Genomic DNA, 20,181 nt, shown 5'->3' with positions numbered 1-20,181 from the left:
ATCTATCTGGATCACAAGCCGACCATCAGACGTGTTTGTGAATCCAAGCGCTTCATATAGTGGCCTTGCCCCAGCGAGAGGGTCTTGCACCTCGATCTCCCGACAACCCAACATTCGGGCGTAATAATCAACGGCCAACAGTGCCAGAGAGGCGACCTGCCCCTTCAGCGGATGAGACCTACAAGGGTTGCTCTCCAACAATATGACCTTTATGCACAGGCGGCTTCTTCGGGGGCTTGCATAACAGAGACCGCAGAGCTCAGTACCGTACCAGATAGAAAGATCGAAACCCTTCGTGTCTTTATCTTTCCAGGCAGAAACCTCCTCCCAAGGGAACAGGGCGACACCCTCTGACCACTCAAGGGAAGCAGTAATGGCTTCATACGTTATGGGCTCCATTCGGACACTGGTAGTCGCGATAGAGTTGCTCAAAAACTCTGGTTGACGGTGCAGGAACTCATTGACAAGGGCTCTGGCCTGGGATCGAAAGACTTGGTAACGAAGATTAATATTTCGCTGCCTCATGGAAGTCCCTTCCACCGAATGGACTCCATAACCATTCAGAACTCAAGCCCGACTGATCCCATTCGCTCCCAAATCAGTAGTTCTGCCGATTGCGGCGAATTCAAGTCACATTGACTGATGAGCGAAGCCAGGTCGTACGGACCCATCTTGACGCTATTCATATTGCTCACTGCCCGCCCCTCACCTTCAAGCCGGTCTGGAAGATCAGGCAGAGTCCATGAGTGGAGCTTGGATTGCTGAACAGGGTTGCTCATGATTCATTCACTGGCAGTCATTTGGAATCGGATATCTACCAGCTCGAACCCTAATGAAAAAGGGCTAAAAATCCCTCTTAGCTGTCTTCGGATCCTTCCCACAGTACATCGGGAAACCTTTCCTCCAAGTCGACCGGAAAGGTTACGCTTTATGACAATAGAGGCACTTTTTCAGCCTTTCACCTCAAGGCAAAAACAACCTGAACAACCCGCCCCCAAGCGCCCCGCCATTGGAAATCTCGATGCGCCCCTTCACCCCATCGCTCTCATGCAGCGCCGCGATCCGCGCAGCGAAGTACAGGCCCAGGCCAGTACTGCCACTGTGTGAATCGATCCCCTGAATGAACTCTTCCTGGCGTTCGAGCATGCGCTGTGGATAACCCGGGCCGTCATCGTTGACGCAGATCACCAGTTGGTTGGCCTCTTCCTCGATGCTGATCAACAAGGCATGCCCGGCAAAACGGGTGGCGTTGGTGATCACGTTGGCGATCACCGACGCCACCAGTTCGCGGTCGAAAAAGCCCAACGGGTTGTCGGTGTCGATACGCCAGGTGGCGAGGATGTCGTTGTGCTTGAGTACTTCCTGATGGGCAGCCAACTGGGCTTCGATGAAGTCGTCCAGCTCGTGGTAGTCCGGGCAGACCGGCAGCTGGTTGACACCCAGTTTGTACAGCCCCAACAGCTGCACCAGCATACCGTTGAGGTGGCGGAACTCGTGCTCCATCACCCCTTGCTCGGTGCCAGTGCGCAACTCTTCGGGCAAGCGCGCCAGCCACTGGTCATGGGACTGGATCAGCGCTGACAGGGAGTTTTTGAGGTCGTGCACGGTGGAGGCGATCACCGTGGAAAAATCCAGCCCCTGATTGTCTTGATTCATGCGCCGAACACTCGGATGTGCAGTTTGCCATAGCGGTCATAGCGGTTGTCGCTGGCCGGGATGCCGGCAACGCTGGTCAAGGCGTTGCGGCATTCCTGCATGATCGCAGGCTGTGGGTCATCCCCCCCGATGCGCAGCAGCGCCTGGGCGGTGTTGAGGGCGATGCTGATGTTCTTCGGTTGCAAGGCCAAGGCCTTGCGGAACAACTGCAGCGCTTCGTCGAGCTGACCTCCCTGGTAACTACGCACTCCCTGGCGGTTGAGGGTTACGGCTTCGGTGATCGCATTGAGTACGGCCGGATCATCCGTCAGCTTGGCTACCTTCTGCATGACCTTGGGGTCATCGCCATAGCTTTCCACACAGCTTTTGAGCACCCCAATCGCGGCCGCTTCCTGCCCTGACGCCTGCAGTTGGGCAGCCACTGTCAGCGCAGCATCGACCGAGAAGAACTGTTCCATCTTGTCCAGACGCTGCATGGCCTGCTCGGTGAGCTTGGCGGCCGTCTCGGCGTCACCGGCCTGCTGCAGGCTCGCGGCTTTCATCATCCGGGCGCGCACCTGCAAGCCTTGATCCTCGGGGTTTTCCTTGGCCACTTCACTGAGCACGGTGTTGATCTCGACGCGGGTCCGGGCGTCCAGGCCAAAGCCTGCGTTCTTGCTCATCAAGGCCTGCACCAGGCCAAGGTTGTTCTCGGCATCCTTGTAGCGCGAACTCTGCCCCTGGTTCACTGCATGGCGGAACGCCTTCGAGGAGGTTTCAAAGTCCTCGTTGCCCAGCGCCAGCTTGCCCAGCGTGGCCTGCCGACGTACCGACAGCGGCGACAGCCGCACTGCTTCTTCCAGCATGTTCTGCGCGCGCTTGTTCTCGCCCTGCGCCACCAGCACTTCGGCCATGCCGTCGTACAGGCCCGGCATGATCGGGAAGGCCTTCAGTGCCTGCTCGTACACGCCCTGAGCCTGGGCATTCTGGCCACGCTTGTGCATCAGGCTGCCCAGCGCCGAGTACACCCACGGCTGCGGGCGGCTGGCGAGAATGGCCTTGAGGAACTTTTCCAGCTCGTCAAAGCGATTGAGGTTGCGCAGGGCATCGGCCCGGTAGCGCAGGCACAAAGGGGCGAAGCGCGGGTCCTTCTTGCACAGCTCGGCGCAGGCCGCCAGGACTTCGGCCGGGCGACCGCGGTCCAGGGCCTGGAGGATCGGCTTGAGCAAGGTCTTGCGCTGGAACAGCTTCTCGACGCGCTGGGCCAGGCCTACCCGGTTGAACGGCTTGGTCAGGTAGGCATCGGGCTCATGCTCGATGGCACTGAGGACGATGGCCTGGCTGCTCTCGGCCGTCACCATGATGAACACGCACTCATGGCTGATGTGCTTGTCGAGGATCAGGTCTTCGAGCACCTGCTGGCCGTTCTTCTTGCCGTCGCCCAGGTGGAAGTCCTGCAGGATGAAGTCATAACGTTTCTGCGCGCACATGCGCAGGGCCTGCTCGCCGCTGTCGGCAGTGTCCACGTCGCGCACACCCAGCTCGCGCAACATGGAACGTGTCGACGTACGAAAGTCGGTGAAGTCGTCGACGATCAGAAAGCTCTTTTGCCCGTACTGCAGCATCAACACGACCTGTATTGGGATGATTGAAAAATCGCGCAAGGCGATGCATACCACCGAATGCTGTATCGGCAACCGGTCGGGAAAGATGAGGGTTGAGCATGCAGCGCGCTAAACAATTGCGCGCAGTGGCCTCAAGCCATTACTTTAGCGAGCAAACCCCGCGAGGGCTACCTCAGGCCAGCAAGCCCAGCGATTTGGCCTTGGCCACCGCTTGCGTCCGGCGCTCGACGCCCAGCTTGCTGTTGATGTGGCTGGCATGGGTCTTGACGGTATGCAGCGAGATAAACAGCCGCTCGCTGATCTGCTGGTTGGAACACCCCTGCGCGATCAGTTCAAGCACAGCCCGCTCCCGACCACTCAACGCCTCGCCGCTGCCGCTGCTGACCACAGGTAATGGCGGCAGGCGCTTGAGCAGTTCGGCCTGCACCGCGCAACCGGGGTGCGCTGCAAGCTGCTCGTGCAGCCACTGTGGGTGTTTTTCGAGCAACGTTTGGAAGGGGTGCAGCACGCCGCCCTGCGCGGCTTCGAGCGCCTTGGGCAGCAGCCCGGCAGCTTGCGCTTCACGGCCCTCCCCTAGCAGCAGGGCAAGCCACTGGCACAGTGCACTGACGGCCAGCAGCATGCCGCCACTGGCCAAACCCCGTTCGACCAGCCCCGACAGGCGCTGAATAGATTCATCTGTGCGCAGCTGGATACGCGCCAGCAACGCCTGCTGCAGTTCGATATGCAGTGGCAGCAACGGGTGAAACTCCGGGGCCGCTGCGGGCTGCTCGCCGCCGTAGGTCTGCCCCAGCCGCAGCAACCACGACTCGGCAAGGTCGGTACGCCCTTGCGCCAGCCACAGCTCGCATTTGACCAGGGTAATCATGGCCAGGTAGTAGATCGGCGGAACATCCCAGATGTGCATCAGCCGCTCCGCCTCGGCCAGCTCGGCGAACGCTTCGGCGAAGTGGCCCTCGCGGCCATCGAGCGTCGCAATCACACAGTGGCCGATCAGCACGCTGATGTCCCGGCAGGCCCGCGCTTCACCCAGCCCCGCACGCAGGCGCGCACGGCCTTGGGCGGCTTGCAGGCGCGAAACCAGCAGGTAGCCCTCGTACAGGGTCAGCCGCGCCCGCACCGCATACAAGCGCTGCCCCGACAGCCCCTGCAGGCGCTGCAAGCCTTGGCGCACTTCGTCCAGGGCCCGCAACACTTCACCACGGGCATGCAGCACCCGCGCCCGATCATAGTGCGCCAGGGCCTCGAACAGCGGGTTGCCGACACGCTGGGCCAGCTCCAGAGCTTCGCGGTTCCAGCCCCGCGCATGCCAGAAGTCGGCATCGGCAATGGCCAGGTTGGACAGTGTCGACAGGCACACCAGGCGCTGGCCATAACGCTTGCACGGCAGGCTTTGCAGCGCTTCACCGCAATAAGCCAAGGTGCGCTCGCGATCACCCCGCCCGCGCGCGATGACGCCGCTCAGCGCCAGCCACTGGGCCAGCATCGACTTCTGCGCGGTCGCCGACGGTGCAGGCAGAAAACGGCTGAGGTAACCGGCCAGTTCTTCGGCCGCATCCAGCTGGCAAGCCAACCCCAACGCCCAGCTATACAGCACGATCAGCCGCGGCGTGCTGATCAGCAAGCTTTCTGGGAGGTCCATCTTCCAGCGCAGCAGCATGCCGACGTTCTGCTCGGCCAGCAGCTGCTCCTCGGAAAGGCTCTGCACCAGGTCGGCAGCCACATCGAGGTGGCCGGCACGCAGCGCCTGTTCAACCGCCTCGTCCAGCAAGCCTTGCCCCTCGAACCAGCGGCAGGCACGCAAGTGCAGGCCCGCCAGCGGTTCGCTGGCCTGGCGGCTACGCAGCAGGTCAGAGAACAGGTGGTGGTAACGAAACCAGTGACCGTGCTCGTCCAGCGGCACCAGAAACACCTGGTGAGCCTGCAGGAAGCGCAGGATCGCGGTACTGTCCTCGCGGCGACGCAGGGCATCGCAGAGCGGCGCACAGAAGCGCTCCTGGCACGCCGTTTCGTAGAGAAAGGCCTGTACGTCCGCCGGCAGGATCTCGATGACTTCTTCCAGCAAGTAATCGCGTATCAGCCCTTCGCCGCCATGCAAGGCGTGGGGCAAGGCATGCTCATCGCCTGATTCGCTGGCCGCAAGCTGCCAGAAGCGTAGCCCGGCCACCCAGCCGTCACTGCGCTGGATCAGGTTGTCCAGTGCCTGGCCACGCAGGCCGGTGGGTTGGCGGCCGATTACCGCCAACGACTCGTCAGGCGTCAGGCGCAGCTCCTGCTCGTTGAGTTCGACCAGTTGCCGGGACAGACGCAAGCGCGCCAGGTGCCAATCCGGACGCTGGCGGCTGGTGATCAACAGCACCAGGCCATTGGGCAAGTGATTGAGGATAAACTGCAGGCAACTGTCGAGTACCGGCCCTTGCGCCAGGTGATAGTCATCCAGCACCAGTAGCAGGGGCGTATCGGCTTGCAGGTACTGCGCCAGCTCGTCGAGCAGGCCGTCGAGCCACTCCTCGAAGGCGAATGGCTGGTGACGCTGGCGCATTTTCAGCAGGCCCATGGCCTGGCCACCCAAGGCGGGGCAGTACTGCTGCAGGCCTTCGAGCAGCCGCTCAAGAAAACGCCCGGGGTCGGCATCGCGCTGGCTCAGGCCAAGCCAGAGGCTTCGCCAGTGCTCGGGCAGTGCTTCGCAGAACTCGATGGCCAACGAGCTTTTACCAAAGCCCGCCGGCGCGTTGACCAGCAGCAACCGCCCGTTCAGGCCTGCCTGCAGGCGCTGGCACAGACGTGCACGCGGCACGTGGCCGTCCGGCAGCGGTGGCCGAAAGAAACGCCCGCCCAGCAGGCCGAGGGCCTGGCTGGCGAATCCATGCGTACGGGACAGATCTGTCATGGCCGGCTCGTTCTGATGGGAAGACAACGGCGATACGGATGCTTGCGAGACTAGCGGGTAACGCAGCGCATTTGAAGATGATGGGCGCAATTGCGCTGTAAAAGACTACGACAAAAAGCAACAACCCTGATGGACGAGCACTAGGCCGGGGCTTTGGCGGAACATTCACCGGCCTTATCGCGGCCCTGCAGGTGGCCGCGAATTGCGCAGTGGCTGAACAGAAACGCCCCGGCAAGCCGGGGCGTTCTGGGGATCACACGGAGTTGCAGGTTATCAGCTCAACGAATACCCGACTGACGCAGGGCCGCTGGCTGGAAGTCGGCTTTGCTGGCACTGAAGCCAAAGTCGTAAGCGCGCTTCTCTTCGTTCTTCATGCCCAGCGCCAGGTAACGACCCGACTGCAGGTCGTAAATGGTTTCCAGGGTGTACCAAGGTACTTCTTTGTTGTAATACGGCTGTGAATGGGCTTCGGAAACGCGCCACAGCTGGCCACGACCGTCGTACTGATCGATCACTGCAGCCTGCCAGGTGTCCTCATCGATGTAGAAGTCACGCTTGGCGTAGACGTGCCGCTGACTCGGTTTGAGCGTTGCAACCACGTGCCAGACGCGGCGCAGCTCGTAACGGGACAGGTCCTGGTTGATGTGCCCGGCCTTGATGATGTCGACGTACTTCAGCTTGGGGTCATCCAGCTTGAAGGCGTTGGAGGCGATGTACAGTTCCTTCTTGCCTTCCAGCTTCCAGTCGTAGCGGTCTGGCGCACCGTTGAACATGTCCAGGTTGTCCGAGGTACGCAGGCCGTCGGCAGCAGTACCCGGGCCGTCGTACGACACTTGCGGTGCCTTGCGTACGCGACGCTGGCCGGCGTTGTAGATCCAGGCATTGCGCGGTTCTTTCACCTGGTCGAGGGTTTCGTGCACCAGCAGCACGGTACCGGCCAGGCGTGCGGGCGCGGTCACTTCCTGCTTGAAGTAGAAGAGGATGTTACCCGGGTTGTTCGGGTCGTAATCCTTCATCTTGTCGCGGAAGACGAACTGGTCCGAGAAGTTCACAGCGACGAACGAGCCGTTCTGCTGCGGCGTGGCCTGGATCACCAGACGACTGACACTGCCCCCACGGTAGCGGGTAATGTGGTTCCAGATCACTTCCAGGCCGCTTTTCGGGATCGGGAACGGCACCGCCGTGTCGAAGTTGTTCAAGCCGTTGCCGCCTTCCACCAGCGTGGTCTGGGTGGCGTTTTTCTTGATGGCGGCGAACACGTCGGCAGGTACCGTGGAGCCGCGATGGGTCTTGAATACCGGGATCCTGAAGCTGTCCGGGTAGCGTTTGAACATGGCCAGTTGGCCCGGAGAAAGCTTGTCCTTGTACTGATCGGCGTTCTGCGCAGTGATGGTGAACAACGGCTTTTCACTGCCATACGGGTCGGCCAGGAAGCCCTTGCCGTCGACGCTACCCGCCGTCTTCGACAGCGGCTCCCACGGGCCGATCGAGCCATCGGCGTTGCCGGCCTTTTCGGCGCCCATCGGGGTCAGGGTACTGCCCAACTTGGCCGCCTCGTCGGCGGATACCGCAGCCATGACGCTGGTCGCCAGCAGGGACAGGCCCAGTACACCGGCTTGCAGCACACTTCTGGTCTTGTTCATGTTGTGTCGTCCTGAATCAGTATTCTTAGAAGTTCACGCCGAAGCTGAGGGCGACGAAGTCGCGGTCATCCACGGTGCTGTACTTGCCGTCGAAGAAGTTGGTGTACGACAGGCTCGCCGTATAGGTGTTCTGGTACTCGGCGTCCAGGCCCAGGCTGACGGCCTTGCGGCCTTCCTCGAAGTTGGCACCAGGGCCAGGCGAGTAGCCGGAAACGTCATGCGACCAGGCCACGCTGGGCTTGAGGTTAACCCCGGCGAAGACGTCGTTGTAGTCCCAGATGACCCGGGCGCGGTAGCCCCAGGAGGTGCTGGTGGTGTAGCCGTCGTTCTCGCATTTGCGATTCAGGTTGGTGGTGGATGCCCCAGCACCTGCGCCAGCGATGGTGCTGCCATTGAGCGCCTGGCAGGTGTCCGCACCGCCGGTAGCAGGCAGCGGGCCAGGCCCGAAGACCGGGTCACGGCCGTAGCGGGTCTCGCGTGCGTTTTCCAGGCCGCCAACGTGGGTAACCCCAACTTCGCCCACCACAGTCATGCGGCTGGCGCCCATTACCTGGTCGAAGAAGTGCGTCAGCGTAGTCTGGAACTGGGTGATTTCCTTGCGACGGTAGCCGTGCAGGTCTTGGCCGGGGGTACCGGAGAGCAGCGAAGCGTTGGTCAGTGCGCCACCAATCGGACGCACGCCCGAGAATAGGATGTCGGTGGTATTCAGTTGCACGGGGGCATTGGGGCGATAGCTGACTTCACCACTCCACGCCGTACCCGTAGGCAGCGTAGTGGAGAAGCTCAGGCCGTACAGGCGGATGTCCTCGGGGTACTCGACGAAGTACTCGGAGTTACCGGCCACAATCAGCGGTGCCAGCGCTCGCAACTGTGCAGGCAGCGCGCTCAGGCCGGCGAACACCGACGGTGGGGCGCCAGTGGCGCTGAAGATCGGCGCGCGGCTGTGGTAGTTCATGAAGTAGGCACCGAACTCGGTGTCCAGCGGGTCGAACATGTAGCGCAGAGCCACGCCGAACTGGCCGCTGTCACGGGCATCACGGTCGGCGCCGCGGCGCACCATCACCCCTTCTTCGTTGATGTTCACGCCCTGAGTGGCGAGGAACTGCTGGGCTGCGCCCGGCACCGTGCGGCTGCTGTTGAGCACGCGCAGGTTGTCGGTACAGCCGTCGGCGATGATGTCTGGCTGGGAGAAGAACGTGCCGCAGTTGTCGACGACGGTCTGGTCCCATTCGATCTGATAGAAGGCCTCAGCCGACAGGTTATCGGTCAAGCTCTGGGAAATGTAGAACATGTTGACAGGGATCAGGCCTTCCTTGATCTCGGCCCCCGGGCGGCGGAACGCGGACACGTCGATCGGGTTGATCGAGTTGATGCCGCCGCCGATGAAGGTACTCTCACCCCAACTGACAACCTGCTTGCCCAGGCGCACCGAGCCTGGCATGTCGCCAATCGAATAGTTGTGATAGACGAACGCATCGAGCAGTTCGGCACCGGAAGACTTGGCGCCTTCCTTGCGGTTGGAGTCGCTGATGTCCTTGAACTCGCGGCTTTCGTCCTTCAGCTCGAAGTCGTACCAGTACTTGCCACGCACGAACACGCCGGTGTCACCGTACTTGAGTTCGAGGTCATGGATGCCCTTGAAGATCTTGGAGAACGTTTCGCCCTTCTTGAAGTTCAGGTGGCCATCGTCGGAGGTCTGCGACAGGCCTTTGCCGCCGTTGTTCACCCCGATCAGGTTCTTGTTGGGGTTGGCCGTCGACCAACTGGCGCCGATGGAGAGCGACGAGTCGAACTGGCCTTCGATTTCACCAATGTTGAAACTGACAGCGAAAGCAGGACTTGCGAGCGTGGAAGCAAGGCTGACGGCCAGGGGCAACTTGGCCCGGCGCCAGAACAGGTTTGCAGATTTCATCGACGCTACTCCATGTACTTTTTTGTTATGGCAGTGAGTCCTTTCAGAAACGGCCCGTGGGACCGGTATGCAGGCTTGCGCCTGCGGCAACACGGCTTGCGCGTGTCGCCCTTCCCCATTCCTGAAAATCCCCTGGCCTCGACTATAGCCAGCAAGGCACAGGCGCTTGATCCCTCTAAAGTGTGATTTGCGCTCCGTGCCGCCAACTCGTACCGACGTTTTTCTTCGTGACGCGCTGGCAGTGCTGAAGCATGGCGCATTTTGGCTGTTTGGCAAGGCGCCGGGCTCTCTAGCATGCGGGTCGTGTTCTGACGTACACGACCCGCACGGTGCTCACAGAGTCGACAGGAACGCGCTGTTACTGGCCTGCCACTGGACGATGTCCTGGCGGATGCGTTTCTTGTCGAGTTTGCCGACACTGGTCTTGGGAATTTCAGTAACAACGGCGATCTGGCTTGGAATTGCCCACTTGTTGATGTGCCCCTCTTCGACAAAAGGCTTGAGGTGGTCCTTGAGCGACTTGGCGTCAATGGCCTGCCCGTCGCGCACCACCAGCAGGGCAAAGGGTCGCTCGCCCCACTGCGGGTCGGCGACACCCACCACCGCCACTTCGCGCACCGCCGGGTGACGGCTGATCAGGTCTTCGAGGTCAAGCGAAGATACCCACTCGCCGCCGGTCTTGATCACATCCTTGATGCGATCGCGGATATCGATGTAACCCATGCCGTCGAGGGTCGCGACGTCACCGGTGTGCAGCCAGCCGCCCTGCCACAGCTCTTGGCTCTTTTCCGGCTCCTTGAAGTAGCCCATGGTCAGCCACGGGGCTCGCAGCACCAGTTCGCCCTGGGTCTCGCCATCGGCCGGGAGGAAATTGCCCTCGCCGTCGACGATCGCCGCTTCCACCAGGGGCACCGGCACGCCGGCCTTGATCCGGTAGGTGATGCGCTCATCCTCGCTGCCGGCCTGCAGTTCGTCGTTCAGGTGCGCGGCCGAAATCAACGGGCAGGTCTCGGACATGCCGTACGCCGCCGTCAGCTGGATACCGCGCGCCAGTGCAGCCTGGTACAACGACCGGTTAAGCGAACTGCCGCCGATGATGATCTTCCAGCCACCGAAGTCCTCGCCCTGGGCGCTGGGGCAATTGAGCAGCATCTGCAAGATGGTCGGCACGCAATGGGAGAAGGTGACTTTCTCTTCACGCCACAGCTTGACCAGCATGTCCGGCTCGTAGCGCCCCGGGTACACCTGCTTCATGCCAAGCATGGTGGCGGCGTAAGGGATGCCCCAGGCATGCACGTGGAACATCGGGGTGATGGGCATGTACACATCGTTGCTGCCCAGCAGGCGCACGCTGTCGATGCTGCCGGTCACCGAGGCTTCAGCCAGGGTGTGCAGCACCAGTTGCCGATGGGTGAAGTACACCCCCTTGGGGTTGCCGGTGGTACCTGTGGTGTAGAAGGTGGTGGCCACCGAGTTCTCGTCGAAATCCGGGAAGTCGTAGCGTGGGCTGGCGGCGGCGAGCAACTGTTCGTACTCGCCGACCAGGTTGGGCAGCTCGGCGGTCTTGTCAGGGCCATCGGTCAGCAGCACGGTCTTGTCGACCGTCGTCAACTGACCGGCGATGGCCTGGTAGAGCCCGACGAAGTCACTGTTGACCAGCACCACCCGGTCTTCGGCGTGGTTCATGGTGTAGAGGATCTGTTCCGGTGACAGGCGCACGTTGATGGTGTGCACCACCGCGCCGATCATCGGGATGGCGAACATGCATTCCAGGTAGCGATGGCTGTCCCAGTCCATCACCGCCACCGTGTCACCGGCCTTGACCCCGGCTTCGGTCAGGACATTGGCCAGGCGAGCGATACGCTCGTTGAGCTGTGGATAAGTCAGGCGCAACTGATCGCGATAAACGATCTCGCGGGTTTTCTCGTAACGGCTGCCGGACATCAGCAGGCGTTTGATCAGCAGCGGGTAGGCGTAGGCGCCTTCGGCGGGTTTGATGATGCGGGTCTGCAACATGGGTATCCCTTTTCTGAAAAGCGGGCCGGACAAGTCTGGATCTACTGTAGTAGCTCAATGTGACGGTCAAATCAGCCGAAGGAATGATTTGGGCCGTTGAGGTATGAGTGGCAGGCGTTGACGCGCGGTAACCGCGGGCTAGACACTGCGGCTAACCCCTTCGGGCTTTGCACCGAAACCCATGCCCATTGCCCGCCCCGCCACCGGAGAACCCCATGCCCAGCCCGCGTCGCGCCGTGTTCCTCGATCACCAGTCCCTGGACCTGGGTGACCTCGACCTGTCGCCCTTGCAATCGCAGTTCGAGGCGTTCGAGCTGTTTGCCGCCACCCGCCCGGAGCAGGTCGCCGAACGCCTGCAGGGCGCCGTCGCGGTGATCAGCAACAAGGTCATGCTCGATGCCGCAGCCCTAGCGGCCAACCCGCAGCTCAAGCTGATCCTGGTGGCCGCCACCGGCACCAACAATGTCGACCTGGCAGCGGCCCGCGCCCAAGGCATCACGGTGTGCAACTGCCAGGGTTATGGCACGCCGTCGGTGGCCCAGCACACCCTCGCCCTGCTGCTGGCCCTGGCCACGCGCCTGTGCGACTACAACCAGGCGGTGGCTGACGGCCAATGGGCCAAGGCCAACCAGTTCTGCCTGCTGGACTTCCCCATCGTCGAGCTGGAGGGCAAGACCCTTGGCCTGCTCGGCCATGGCGAGCTGGGCGGCGCGGTGGCACGCCTGGCGGAAGCCTTTGGCATGCGCGTGTTGAGCGGGCAGATCCCCGGCCGCCCGGAGCGCGCCGACCGCATGCCGCTGCAAGACCTGCTGCCGCAAGTCGACGCGCTGACCCTGCACTGCCCACTGAACGAGCATACCCGGCACATGATCGGGGCCGACGAGCTGGCCCTGCTCAAGCCCGGTGCCCTGGTGGTCAACACCGCCCGGGGCGGACTGATCGACGAGCAGGCACTGGCCGACGCCCTGCGCCAGGGCCACCTCGGTGGCGCCGCCACCGACGTGCTCAGCGTCGAGCCGCCGGTCAATGGCAACCCGCTGCTGGCAGGCGATATCCCCCGGCTGATCATCACCCCGCACAGTGCCTGGGGTGCAGTGGAGTCGCGCCAGCGCATCGTCGGCCAGCTCAGCGAGAATGCCCAGGCCTACTTCGCCGGTCAGCCACGCCGCGTGGTCAGCTGAGCGCAGCGTTAGCCTCTGCTACACTGCGCGACTTTTTTCCAGGAGGCGTCGTCCATGGACCCGCGCAGTGAAGTGTTGCTCCGCCAGGCGGACCTGTTCCAGGGCCCGCTGCTGATCGCCGGTGCGCCCGCCGACGATCTGCTCGGCCACCTGCCCATGGCCCATGGCTGGACCTGGCATGCCGGCGACCAGGCCATGCTCGAAGGGCGCTTTGCCGGGCGCAGCCACTACGGTGTCGAACCGCCCCCGGTGGCCTTCGACAGCGCCGTGCTGTTTCTGCCCAAGTCCCGTGAGCTGGCCGCCTACCTGCTCAACGCCCTGGCGTCGCGCCTGGCCGGGCGCGAGTTGTACCTGGTCGGGGAGAAACGCGGCGGTATCGAAGGCGCGGCGAAGCAACTGCAGGCCTTTGGCAAACCGCGCAAGCTCGACAGCGCCCGGCATTGCCAGTTGTGGCAAGTGACCGTCAACCAGGCGCCAGCGGCCACGCCGCTGCAAAGCCTGGCCGAGCGCTTCGAGCTCGACCTCGAAGACGGCCCACTGCAGGTGGTCAGCCTGCCGGGCGTGTTCAGCCATGGCCGCCTCGATCGCGGTACCGCACTGCTGCTCAAGCACCTCGATGGCCTACCGTGCGGGCATGTACTGGACTTCGGTTGCGGTGCCGGCGTGCTGGGTGCCACGGTGAAACGCCGCTATCCGCAAAGCCGGCTGACCTTGCTGGACGTCGACGCCTTCGCCGTGGCTGCCAGTCGCCTGACGTTGGCCGCCAACGGCCTGGAAGGTGAAGTGATCAGCGGCGATGGCATCGACGCGGCCCCCACCGACTTGAGCCTGATCCTGAGCAACCCGCCGTTTCATACCGGGGTCCACACCAACTACCAGGCGTCGGAGAACTTGCTGAAAAAATCCAGCGTTCATCTGCGAAAAGGTGGCGAAATGCGCCTGGTGGCGAACAGCTTCCTGCGCTACCAGCCGCTGATCGAAGGGGCGCTGGGCAACTGCCAGGTACGCGCCGAGGCCGACGGTTTTCGTATCTACCAGGCAACACGCGGTTAAAAACAGCGCTTGCCGAAACCGATTCGGCTAGGCAGAATCCGCACCGTCCTAGGGGAGTAGTCTCCCGCGAGCACCCAGCTCGCCCGGCACGCGTCAACATACTTGGCCCACAGGCCATGGCGCGTGCGACCCGCTATGCAGCGCCTGCATAGAGAGATCCGCACAGACGGATCCGCGGTTTGACAAGACCTATGACACGCACACCTTACCCGGGGCGGGAAGGCTGTACGTGTCATAGCCGTGTCGACCCGCCCCCGTAGGAAACCTGATGCTGGAATCCCTGCTGGTCCCCACCGCCATCGTTGCCCTCGCCGAAATCGGCGACAAGACGCAACTGCTCGCGCTCATCCTCGCTGCCCGCTTTCGCAAGCCTTGGCCGATCATCGCCGGTATAATCGCCGCCACCCTGGCCAACCATGCCGCCGCAGGCGCCGTGGGTGCGTGGGTCGGCGGGTTCTTCAGCGACTCGGCGCTGCACTGGATCCTGGCCGCCAGCTTCACCGCCACTGCACTGTGGACGCTGGTGCCGGACAAGATGGATGACGATGAAAACCCCGCGCGCCGCTTCGGCCCGTTCCTGACCACACTGATTGCGTTCTTCCTGGCCGAGATCGGCGACAAGACCCAAGTGGCCACGGTGATGCTTGCAGCACAGTACCCACACCTGATCATGGTCATCATCGGCACCACCCTGGGCATGCTGATTGCCAACGTGCCGGTGGTACTGGCGGGTAACTTTGCGGCGGATAAACTGCCGTTGACGCTGATTCGTCGCCTGGCGGCTACCGCGTTCATCGTGCTGGCGGTCGTGGCCGTTTATTCGGCGATGAAAGCCAGTGGCTGGGTGGGGTAACACAAAGCTGGGGGCGCCTTGCGTTGCAAAAGGGCCGCAAAGCGGCCCCCATGGCAATGCTTACTTCTTGGCCGCCTGATACAACGGCATCACCTTCGGAATGGCTGCCTGCAACGAGGCGATACGGCTCTCGGACGCCGGGTGAGTGCTCATGAACTCAGGCGGCGCGCCTTCGGAAGCCTTGCTCATCTTGTTCCACAAGGTGATCGCGGCATTCGGGTCGTAACCGGCACGCGCCGACAGCTCCAGGCCGATCAGGTCCGCTTCGTTCTCGTTGGAACGGCTGTTGGGCAGGGTCATGGCGTAGTTCACCACGGTATCGGCCAAGGCCATGCTGCTCTGGCCCAGTCCGAAGAGGGCGCCCGCGCCCTGGCGGGCCATTTCCACACCATAGGCCTTGGACATCGCTTCGCGGCTGTGCTCACGCAAGGCGTGGGCGATCTCGTGGCCGACCACCGCTGCAATCTCGGCATCGGTCAGCTTGAGCTGGTCGATCAGGCCGGTGTAAACGATGATCTTGCCGCCAGGCCCGCAGTTGGCATTGAGCTCATCGCTCTTGATCACGTTGACTTCCCACTTCCACTGCGCAGCATCCGGGCGGAAGATAGGCGCCTGGGCGATCAGCCGGTCAGCGATGACCTGCACGCGCTTGGCGTCGGCGCTGGACTTGTCCAGCACGCCTTTGTTCGACGCCTCACCGAGGGTCTGCTGGTAGGACTGGGCATACATCTGGTTGACCTCATCGGTCGAGAGCATGCTGAACATGTACTGCTTGCGCTCGACACCGACGGCCCCGCCGCTGGTCGTATTTACCGACTGGCAGCCTGCCAGCAGGATACCGGCGCTCAACAGACTGACAACAAATGACTTACGCATGAAAACACTCCCTTTTACATGCGGCGTATCCTAGGCCTAGTCGCCCAGGCCCGCCATAGCCGCAGGGAAGAATTTTACCGGCACTGCAGCCAGCGCATCAGGCCGGGGTCAGGCACTCTGGCGCATCGAGCTTCGGGTCATTGACGAAGTGTGCCAACGCCCGCTCACGCAACGTGGCCGGCGGGCTGGCCAGCAATTCATGCAACCGCGCCATCGGCGTATCAGGGGCCAGCCAGGCCGCTCGCCCCGCCTCATCCAGAATCAAAGGCCGGCGCTGGTTCATGGCCGCCTGGGTCACCACCGCGCAACTCAACCAGACTTGGTCCTGTACCGGATACGCCTCCCACACCGCTGCGAAATACAGCGAAGCCCCCTCCCCTGGCGTCAGCCAGTACGGGCGTTTGCGCACAGTACCGCGCCACTCATAGAAGCCATTGGCCGGCATCAGGCAACGGCGCTGGCGAAACGCCTCGCGGAACATCGGTTGCTCGGCAAGGGTTTCGGCGCGGGCATGGGCAGGCGTACGGGAAAGGTCGGTGAGCCAGGCCGGGGTCAGCCCCCAGCGCGCCTTGGCCAGTTGCTGCTGGCCGTCGAGCTGGCGCTGTATCAGCACCGAAGCACCCGGCGAGATATTCCATTGGGCCGGCTGGCCGGCCGGAAAGCCCGGCAGACTGGCAAGGGCCTGGGGCCAGCGAAACAGGGCGTAACGTCCACACATGAGCGAATTCTGAACCTAGCAGATCAAGGTACCGGGATAGCTCTCCGGTTCGTCGCCAACCAGTGGCTGGGCAGCATTGTACGCATCGATCAGCTGCCGTGCGTATTCGGCCTGCTCGTCGGGCACGGCCAGCGCCAGCAAGCCCTGCATCGGTAGCTCACCGGCAGCACCGACCAGGTCGCGCCCAATCAAATGTACCGAGACACCTTCACTGGCCAGCATGCCCATCAGCATTTCGGCCTCCAGCAAACTCTCCGGTTCGTAGATTCGCTGCATCAGGCATCGTCCTCGCGTCTGACCTCAAGCATCCATTCGTCACCGTGCACCTGCAAAATGAACACCACAGGCTGGCAACACACTTGGCAATCCTCGGTGTAGCGCTGGTCGCCACCGGAAATATCGACAGTGGTTTCCACACGTTCGCCACAATAAGGGCAATCATAGAAGTCGGTTTCCAGCATCGCGGCCTCCGCGGTGACTTATGCGTATAATTGCCGGTCTGATTACAGGGCCTGCGTGTGTTCGAGCCGTTTTTCGGACCCCGTCCCTACCTTATTACCCTAGCCGTTTCCAACAAGAGAGCATGATGGGCGAATTCGATGCCATCCGACCGTACGACGACGCTGAGGTCCCTGCCGTGCTGGCACGCCTGCTCAGCGACCCGGCATTCCTCGATATCCTCACCCACTTCCGCTTCCCGCGTGCGGCTGGCCCCCTCGGATGGCTGCTCAAGCCGCTAATCGCCCGTCGCCTGCGCAAGGAGTTCGCCGGCGTCACCTGCGTCTCGACCTTGCAGGACAAAGTCGAGTACTACGTCGATCAAACCATCGAACGCGCCACCGATGGCGTCACCTACTCGGGCGTCGAGCAGCTCAAGGCCGGCACCGCGTACCTGTTCCTGGCCAACCACCGCGACATCGTCATGGACCCGGCCTTCGTCAACTACGCCGTGTACCACGCCGGCCTGCCGACCCCACGCATCGCCATCGGTGACAACCTGCTGCAAAAGCCCTTCGTCAGCGACATGATGCGCCTGAACAAGAGCTTCATCGTGCACCGCTCGCTCAGCGGTCGTCGCGAAAAGCTGGCGGCTTACCAACTGCTTTCGGCCTACATCAACCACTCGATCCGCAACGATACTGCGTCGATCTGGATCGCCCAGGCCGAAGGCCGTGCCAAGGACGGTGACGACCGCACCGACTCGGCGATCCTCAAGATGTTCCACATGAGCCGCAAGGACGAACCGTTCGGCGCGGTCATCCAGAGCCTTAACCTGACGCCGGTGTCGATCAGCTACGAGTACGACCCCTGCGACCAGGCCAAAGCCCGTGAGCTGTACATCCGCGCCACCACTGGCACCTACAAGAAGGCGCCGGGCGAAGACGACAACAGCATCGCCAAAGGCATCACTGGCTACAAAGGTCGTGTGCACATCAACTTTGCAGCGCCGGTGACCGAATACTTCGAAGACACCAAGCAGTTGGCAGCCGAAATCGACCGGCAGATCCTCGGCGGCTACCGGCTGTTCCCGGTGCACTACCTGGCCTACGCGATGTGGGACGAAAAGGATGAGGCACTGCAGGTGCCGAGTGCCGAGAAGGTGTTCCCGGCCGAAGAGTTAGCGCGGGCCAAGGAAGAATGGCAGCGGCGCCTGGAGGCATGCCCCGAAGAGCAGCGGCCGTACCTGGTGTTGCAGTATGCGACGCCGGTGCGCAACCAGTATCAGGTCAGGCAGCAGGCACCGGTCGCCTGACTAACCTTGGGGCTGCTCTGCGGCCCCAGGTTTTCAGACCCAGGTACTGAACCAGGACAACAACAGCGCCAGGGCCAGGCACGAAAAACCGAGAATATAGAAGTAACGCGGCACCCTCAGGTCAAACGCATCCATCACCCCTTCATCCATTGCCAGGCTTTCACGCGTGACCGCTTCGCGGCGCCGTGCGCTGTGCAGCAGCAGGCCGCCTGGGCAGGTCATCAGCAATGCCAGCAGGTTGATCAGCTTGGTGGGATGGGCGGCCAGAAACCCCCAGAGCACTTGCAACGACATCACGCATCCTCGGTTTGAACGACAACGAAGGCCGGCATTCTACCCAAGTCCGACCCAGGCGCCCGGCCTGGGCGACAAAGTGTCACTAAATTTCATCTGTCACATGCTCGTCATCAGAACAGGCCACCCTGTCGGCCTTTCCCCGATCCGGAGCTTGTTCATGCTGCACGCCGAAAACCAGGACCGCCTCTATCTCGTTGCCCAGAGCGACGAACAACAGGCGTTGATCGACGGTTTCGCCATCAATGTGCAAGACCGGCAGTGGCTGGTCTATTGCGCATTGGGGGGGCATGCTCATGAAGACTTGCCAGAGGTGGATGTTGCCACCGGTTTCAGCGTGCTGGATTTCCACATCCAGGCGGCCTGAAGCCCCCGCAGCCACCCACAAAAAACCCGCTGCCAGGCAGCGGGTTTTTTGTAAGGCAACTGAACGCTTACTCGGCCAGCACCTGCCCGATGGTCGGGTCTTTGAACAGCCGGGTCAGGGCGTCGCTCAGCACATCACTGACCAGCTTGGTGTTGGTTTCCTGGTTCGGCGCCATGCCGAAGCGCTGATCCAGCGAAGCGCCGTAACGGCCGCTGTAGCGGCGGTTGGCGTTGGCCACGTCGGCACGGAAGGTGGCGCCGATGGTGGCCTCGGTCACGTACAGGTTGTCCTTGGGCGACTGGTATTTCAGCTCGGCCAGGGTCACGGTCAGTTGCGGCGCATTGTTAGCGTTCGGCGTCGGGGTGAAACCGAGCAGGCGTACAGCGGCTTCGGCCTGGGCCTGCAGCTTGGGCAGCACATCATTGCCACTGACGCTGATGGTGCTGGTCTCGGGGTACATGCCACCGCGAGTGCCCAGGGACTGCGAAGCCCGACCATCAACCACCTTGACCACCACCGGCTGACCCTGGCCGACAGGTGCGAGCTGGGCGGTGAGCTTGGGTTGCGGGCTGAGTTGTTGCGGGCTGTGGGCACATCCGACCAGGCTGAGGCTGGCCACGGCGATCAAACCGAACAACAGACGTTGCAACATGCGCGTTTCTCCAGAAAATGCGGCTAAGGCGCACAGTATACCCAGCCTCGCACAGGCCAGTCATCGCCAAGGCTGCGCTGTCACAATCGTTTCATGCCCCTGCCGTTATCCTTGGCCCAGCCCTAACACAAAGGACTCACCGCCATGGCCTCGCTCTGGACCCTGCTCTTCCAACGCCCGCGCCACCGCCCCTATGCCCACCTTGACGCCGACGGCAAATGCCTGGCGTTCAAGCACTGTAGCCAGCCGCCAAGCGGCAGTGGCTGGGTGCAGGTCAGCGAAGTGCAGCTCGCCTGGCTGGGCCGCCAACTGCCCGCCAGCGCTCGGGTTTGCGCGCGCGCAAACAACCGTTGGCATCAACGCAGCCTGCCGGCCTGACAAACGCTGCAATAAAAACCACGAATAACGACCTTTCTGCCCGCGACATCGCTATAATCTCCCCCCGATTATAAGGACGTCTCCTGATCGGGCCCCGCATTTGCCGCTTGACCCCGGCACCTTCACCGCTTCGCCCACAGAGAGCCTTCCACTCAGGTCTTGCATCGGCTGTCGTGCCTGCTTTTCCGGCCCTTCGCACTGCATGAACCTGTGGGTTGCCATCGCGCAGTCCCCTTTTGAGGTTCACGTCTCCAAAAGAGCGTGAAAAAACGGTTTTTCACAACTTCACGAGAGTGTGGCGAGCAAATGAACAGTCTGGCATGTGCAAAAGCAGC

The 20,181-nt window shown here is 62.3% G+C and carries 18 protein-coding genes and 1 riboswitch; of the genes, 6 read left to right on the top strand and 12 right to left on the bottom strand.

Annotation, left to right across the window (positions count from 1 at the left end; all coding sequences use genetic code 11):
* Window positions 1–963: 963 nt before the first annotated feature.
* The 6 genes from LOY26_RS03895 to LOY26_RS03870 all read right to left on the bottom strand — a co-directional run bounded on the left by LOY26_RS03895 (window position 964) and on the right by LOY26_RS03870 (window position 11,721).
* The gene (locus tag LOY26_RS03895) at window positions 964–1,656 is read right to left on the bottom strand and encodes a sensor histidine kinase KdpD (protein ID WP_033701279.1); all 693 of its coding nucleotides are present in this window, start codon (window positions 1,654–1,656) and stop codon (window positions 964–966) included.
* Window positions 1,653–3,260, bottom strand: coding sequence for a tetratricopeptide repeat-containing response regulator (locus LOY26_RS03890; RefSeq protein WP_033701281.1), 1,608 nt, complete (start codon window positions 3,258–3,260; stop codon window positions 1,653–1,655). The genes LOY26_RS03895 and LOY26_RS03890 overlap by 4 nt, the downstream gene beginning before the upstream one ends.
* 172 nt (window positions 3,261–3,432) lie before the next feature.
* Entirely contained in the window at window positions 3,433–6,150 is a 2,718-nt protein-coding gene (locus LOY26_RS03885) for a LuxR C-terminal-related transcriptional regulator (protein WP_258714415.1), read from the bottom strand.
* A gap of 278 nt (window positions 6,151–6,428) precedes the next feature.
* A complete protein-coding gene (locus tag LOY26_RS03880; RefSeq protein ID WP_186660243.1) occupies window positions 6,429–7,793 on the bottom strand; it encodes a DUF1329 domain-containing protein in 1,365 nt (454 codons plus the stop codon).
* 25 nt (window positions 7,794–7,818) lie between these two features.
* Window positions 7,819–9,705 (bottom strand): DUF1302 domain-containing protein, encoded by a 1,887-nt coding sequence (locus LOY26_RS03875; RefSeq protein WP_186660245.1) that lies wholly within the window; start codon window positions 9,703–9,705, stop codon window positions 7,819–7,821.
* Between the two features lie 333 nt (window positions 9,706–10,038).
* Entirely contained in the window at window positions 10,039–11,721 is a 1,683-nt protein-coding gene (locus LOY26_RS03870) for a fatty acid--CoA ligase (protein WP_047582748.1), read from the bottom strand.
* A 215-nt stretch (window positions 11,722–11,936) separates the two neighbouring features.
* On the opposite strand from LOY26_RS03870, the gene LOY26_RS03865 reads away from it, so the two are divergent.
* The 3 genes from LOY26_RS03865 (at window position 11,937) to LOY26_RS03855 (ending at window position 14,808) form a co-directional block, all read left to right on the top strand.
* Complete coding sequence (locus tag LOY26_RS03865) at window positions 11,937–12,902, top strand: 2-hydroxyacid dehydrogenase (protein WP_033701288.1); 966 nt, start codon at window positions 11,937–11,939, stop codon at window positions 12,900–12,902.
* Between the two features lie 54 nt (window positions 12,903–12,956).
* On the top strand, window positions 12,957–13,955 hold the full coding sequence (locus LOY26_RS03860; protein ID WP_186662876.1) for a class I SAM-dependent methyltransferase: 999 nt from the start codon (window positions 12,957–12,959) through the stop codon (window positions 13,953–13,955).
* 39 nt (window positions 13,956–13,994) lie between these two features.
* Window positions 13,995–14,136, top strand: a riboswitch (yybP-ykoY riboswitch).
* Window positions 14,137–14,226: 90 nt separating this feature from the next.
* The gene (locus tag LOY26_RS03855; protein ID WP_177326489.1) at window positions 14,227–14,808 is read left to right on the top strand and encodes a TMEM165/GDT1 family protein; all 582 of its coding nucleotides are present in this window, start codon (window positions 14,227–14,229) and stop codon (window positions 14,806–14,808) included.
* Window positions 14,809–14,868: 60 nt separating this feature from the next.
* Here the strand turns inward: LOY26_RS03855 and LOY26_RS03850 are convergent, their stop codons facing one another.
* From LOY26_RS03850 to LOY26_RS03835, 4 genes are all read right to left on the bottom strand, one after another.
* Window positions 14,869–15,684 carry a M48 family metallopeptidase gene (locus LOY26_RS03850; RefSeq protein WP_033701292.1) on the bottom strand — a complete coding sequence of 272 codons (816 nt, stop codon included), beginning with the start codon at window positions 15,682–15,684 and terminating at the stop codon, window positions 14,869–14,871.
* Between the two features lie 97 nt (window positions 15,685–15,781).
* Window positions 15,782–16,402 carry an SOS response-associated peptidase gene (locus LOY26_RS03845; RefSeq protein WP_186660251.1) on the bottom strand — a complete coding sequence of 207 codons (621 nt, stop codon included), beginning with the start codon at window positions 16,400–16,402 and terminating at the stop codon, window positions 15,782–15,784.
* Between the two features lie 15 nt (window positions 16,403–16,417).
* Window positions 16,418–16,678 carry a putative signal transducing protein gene (locus tag LOY26_RS03840; protein ID WP_033701294.1) on the bottom strand — a complete coding sequence of 87 codons (261 nt, stop codon included), beginning with the start codon at window positions 16,676–16,678 and terminating at the stop codon, window positions 16,418–16,420.
* Window positions 16,678–16,863: a CPXCG motif-containing cysteine-rich protein gene (locus LOY26_RS03835; RefSeq protein ID WP_033701296.1), complete on the bottom strand. Its 186-nt coding sequence runs from the start codon at window positions 16,861–16,863 to the stop codon at window positions 16,678–16,680. The genes LOY26_RS03840 and LOY26_RS03835 overlap by 1 nt, the downstream gene beginning before the upstream one ends.
* Window positions 16,864–16,985: 122 nt before the next feature.
* Here LOY26_RS03835 and LOY26_RS03830 point away from each other — a divergent pair, with 122 nt between their 5' ends.
* The gene (locus LOY26_RS03830) at window positions 16,986–18,155 is read left to right on the top strand and encodes a 1-acyl-sn-glycerol-3-phosphate acyltransferase (protein ID WP_033701297.1); all 1,170 of its coding nucleotides are present in this window, start codon (window positions 16,986–16,988) and stop codon (window positions 18,153–18,155) included.
* A 33-nt stretch (window positions 18,156–18,188) separates the two neighbouring features.
* Here LOY26_RS03830 and LOY26_RS03825 read toward each other — a convergent pair whose 3' ends face one another.
* On the bottom strand, window positions 18,189–18,449 hold the full coding sequence (locus LOY26_RS03825) for a hypothetical protein (protein WP_033701298.1): 261 nt from the start codon (window positions 18,447–18,449) through the stop codon (window positions 18,189–18,191).
* 160 nt (window positions 18,450–18,609) lie between these two features.
* Between LOY26_RS03825 and LOY26_RS03820 the strand changes: the two genes are divergently transcribed.
* The gene (locus LOY26_RS03820) at window positions 18,610–18,816 is read left to right on the top strand and encodes a hypothetical protein (protein ID WP_033701299.1); all 207 of its coding nucleotides are present in this window, start codon (window positions 18,610–18,612) and stop codon (window positions 18,814–18,816) included.
* A gap of 67 nt (window positions 18,817–18,883) precedes the next feature.
* On the opposite strand, the gene LOY26_RS03815 is transcribed toward LOY26_RS03820, so the two are convergent.
* Entirely contained in the window at window positions 18,884–19,468 is a 585-nt protein-coding gene (locus tag LOY26_RS03815; RefSeq protein ID WP_033701300.1) for a YajG family lipoprotein, read from the bottom strand.
* 144 nt (window positions 19,469–19,612) lie between these two features.
* Between LOY26_RS03815 and LOY26_RS03810 the strand changes: the two genes are divergently transcribed.
* Complete coding sequence (locus tag LOY26_RS03810) at window positions 19,613–19,846, top strand: hypothetical protein (RefSeq protein ID WP_033701301.1); 234 nt, start codon at window positions 19,613–19,615, stop codon at window positions 19,844–19,846.
* Window positions 19,847–20,181 lie beyond the last annotated feature (335 nt).

Source organism: Pseudomonas sp. B21-047 (assembly GCF_024748775.1).
Lineage (GTDB): Bacteria > Pseudomonadota > Gammaproteobacteria > Pseudomonadales > Pseudomonadaceae > Aquipseudomonas > Aquipseudomonas capeferrum.
Note: the sequence above shows the minus strand (reverse complement) of the source record. Positions and strands in the feature narration are given on the sequence as shown.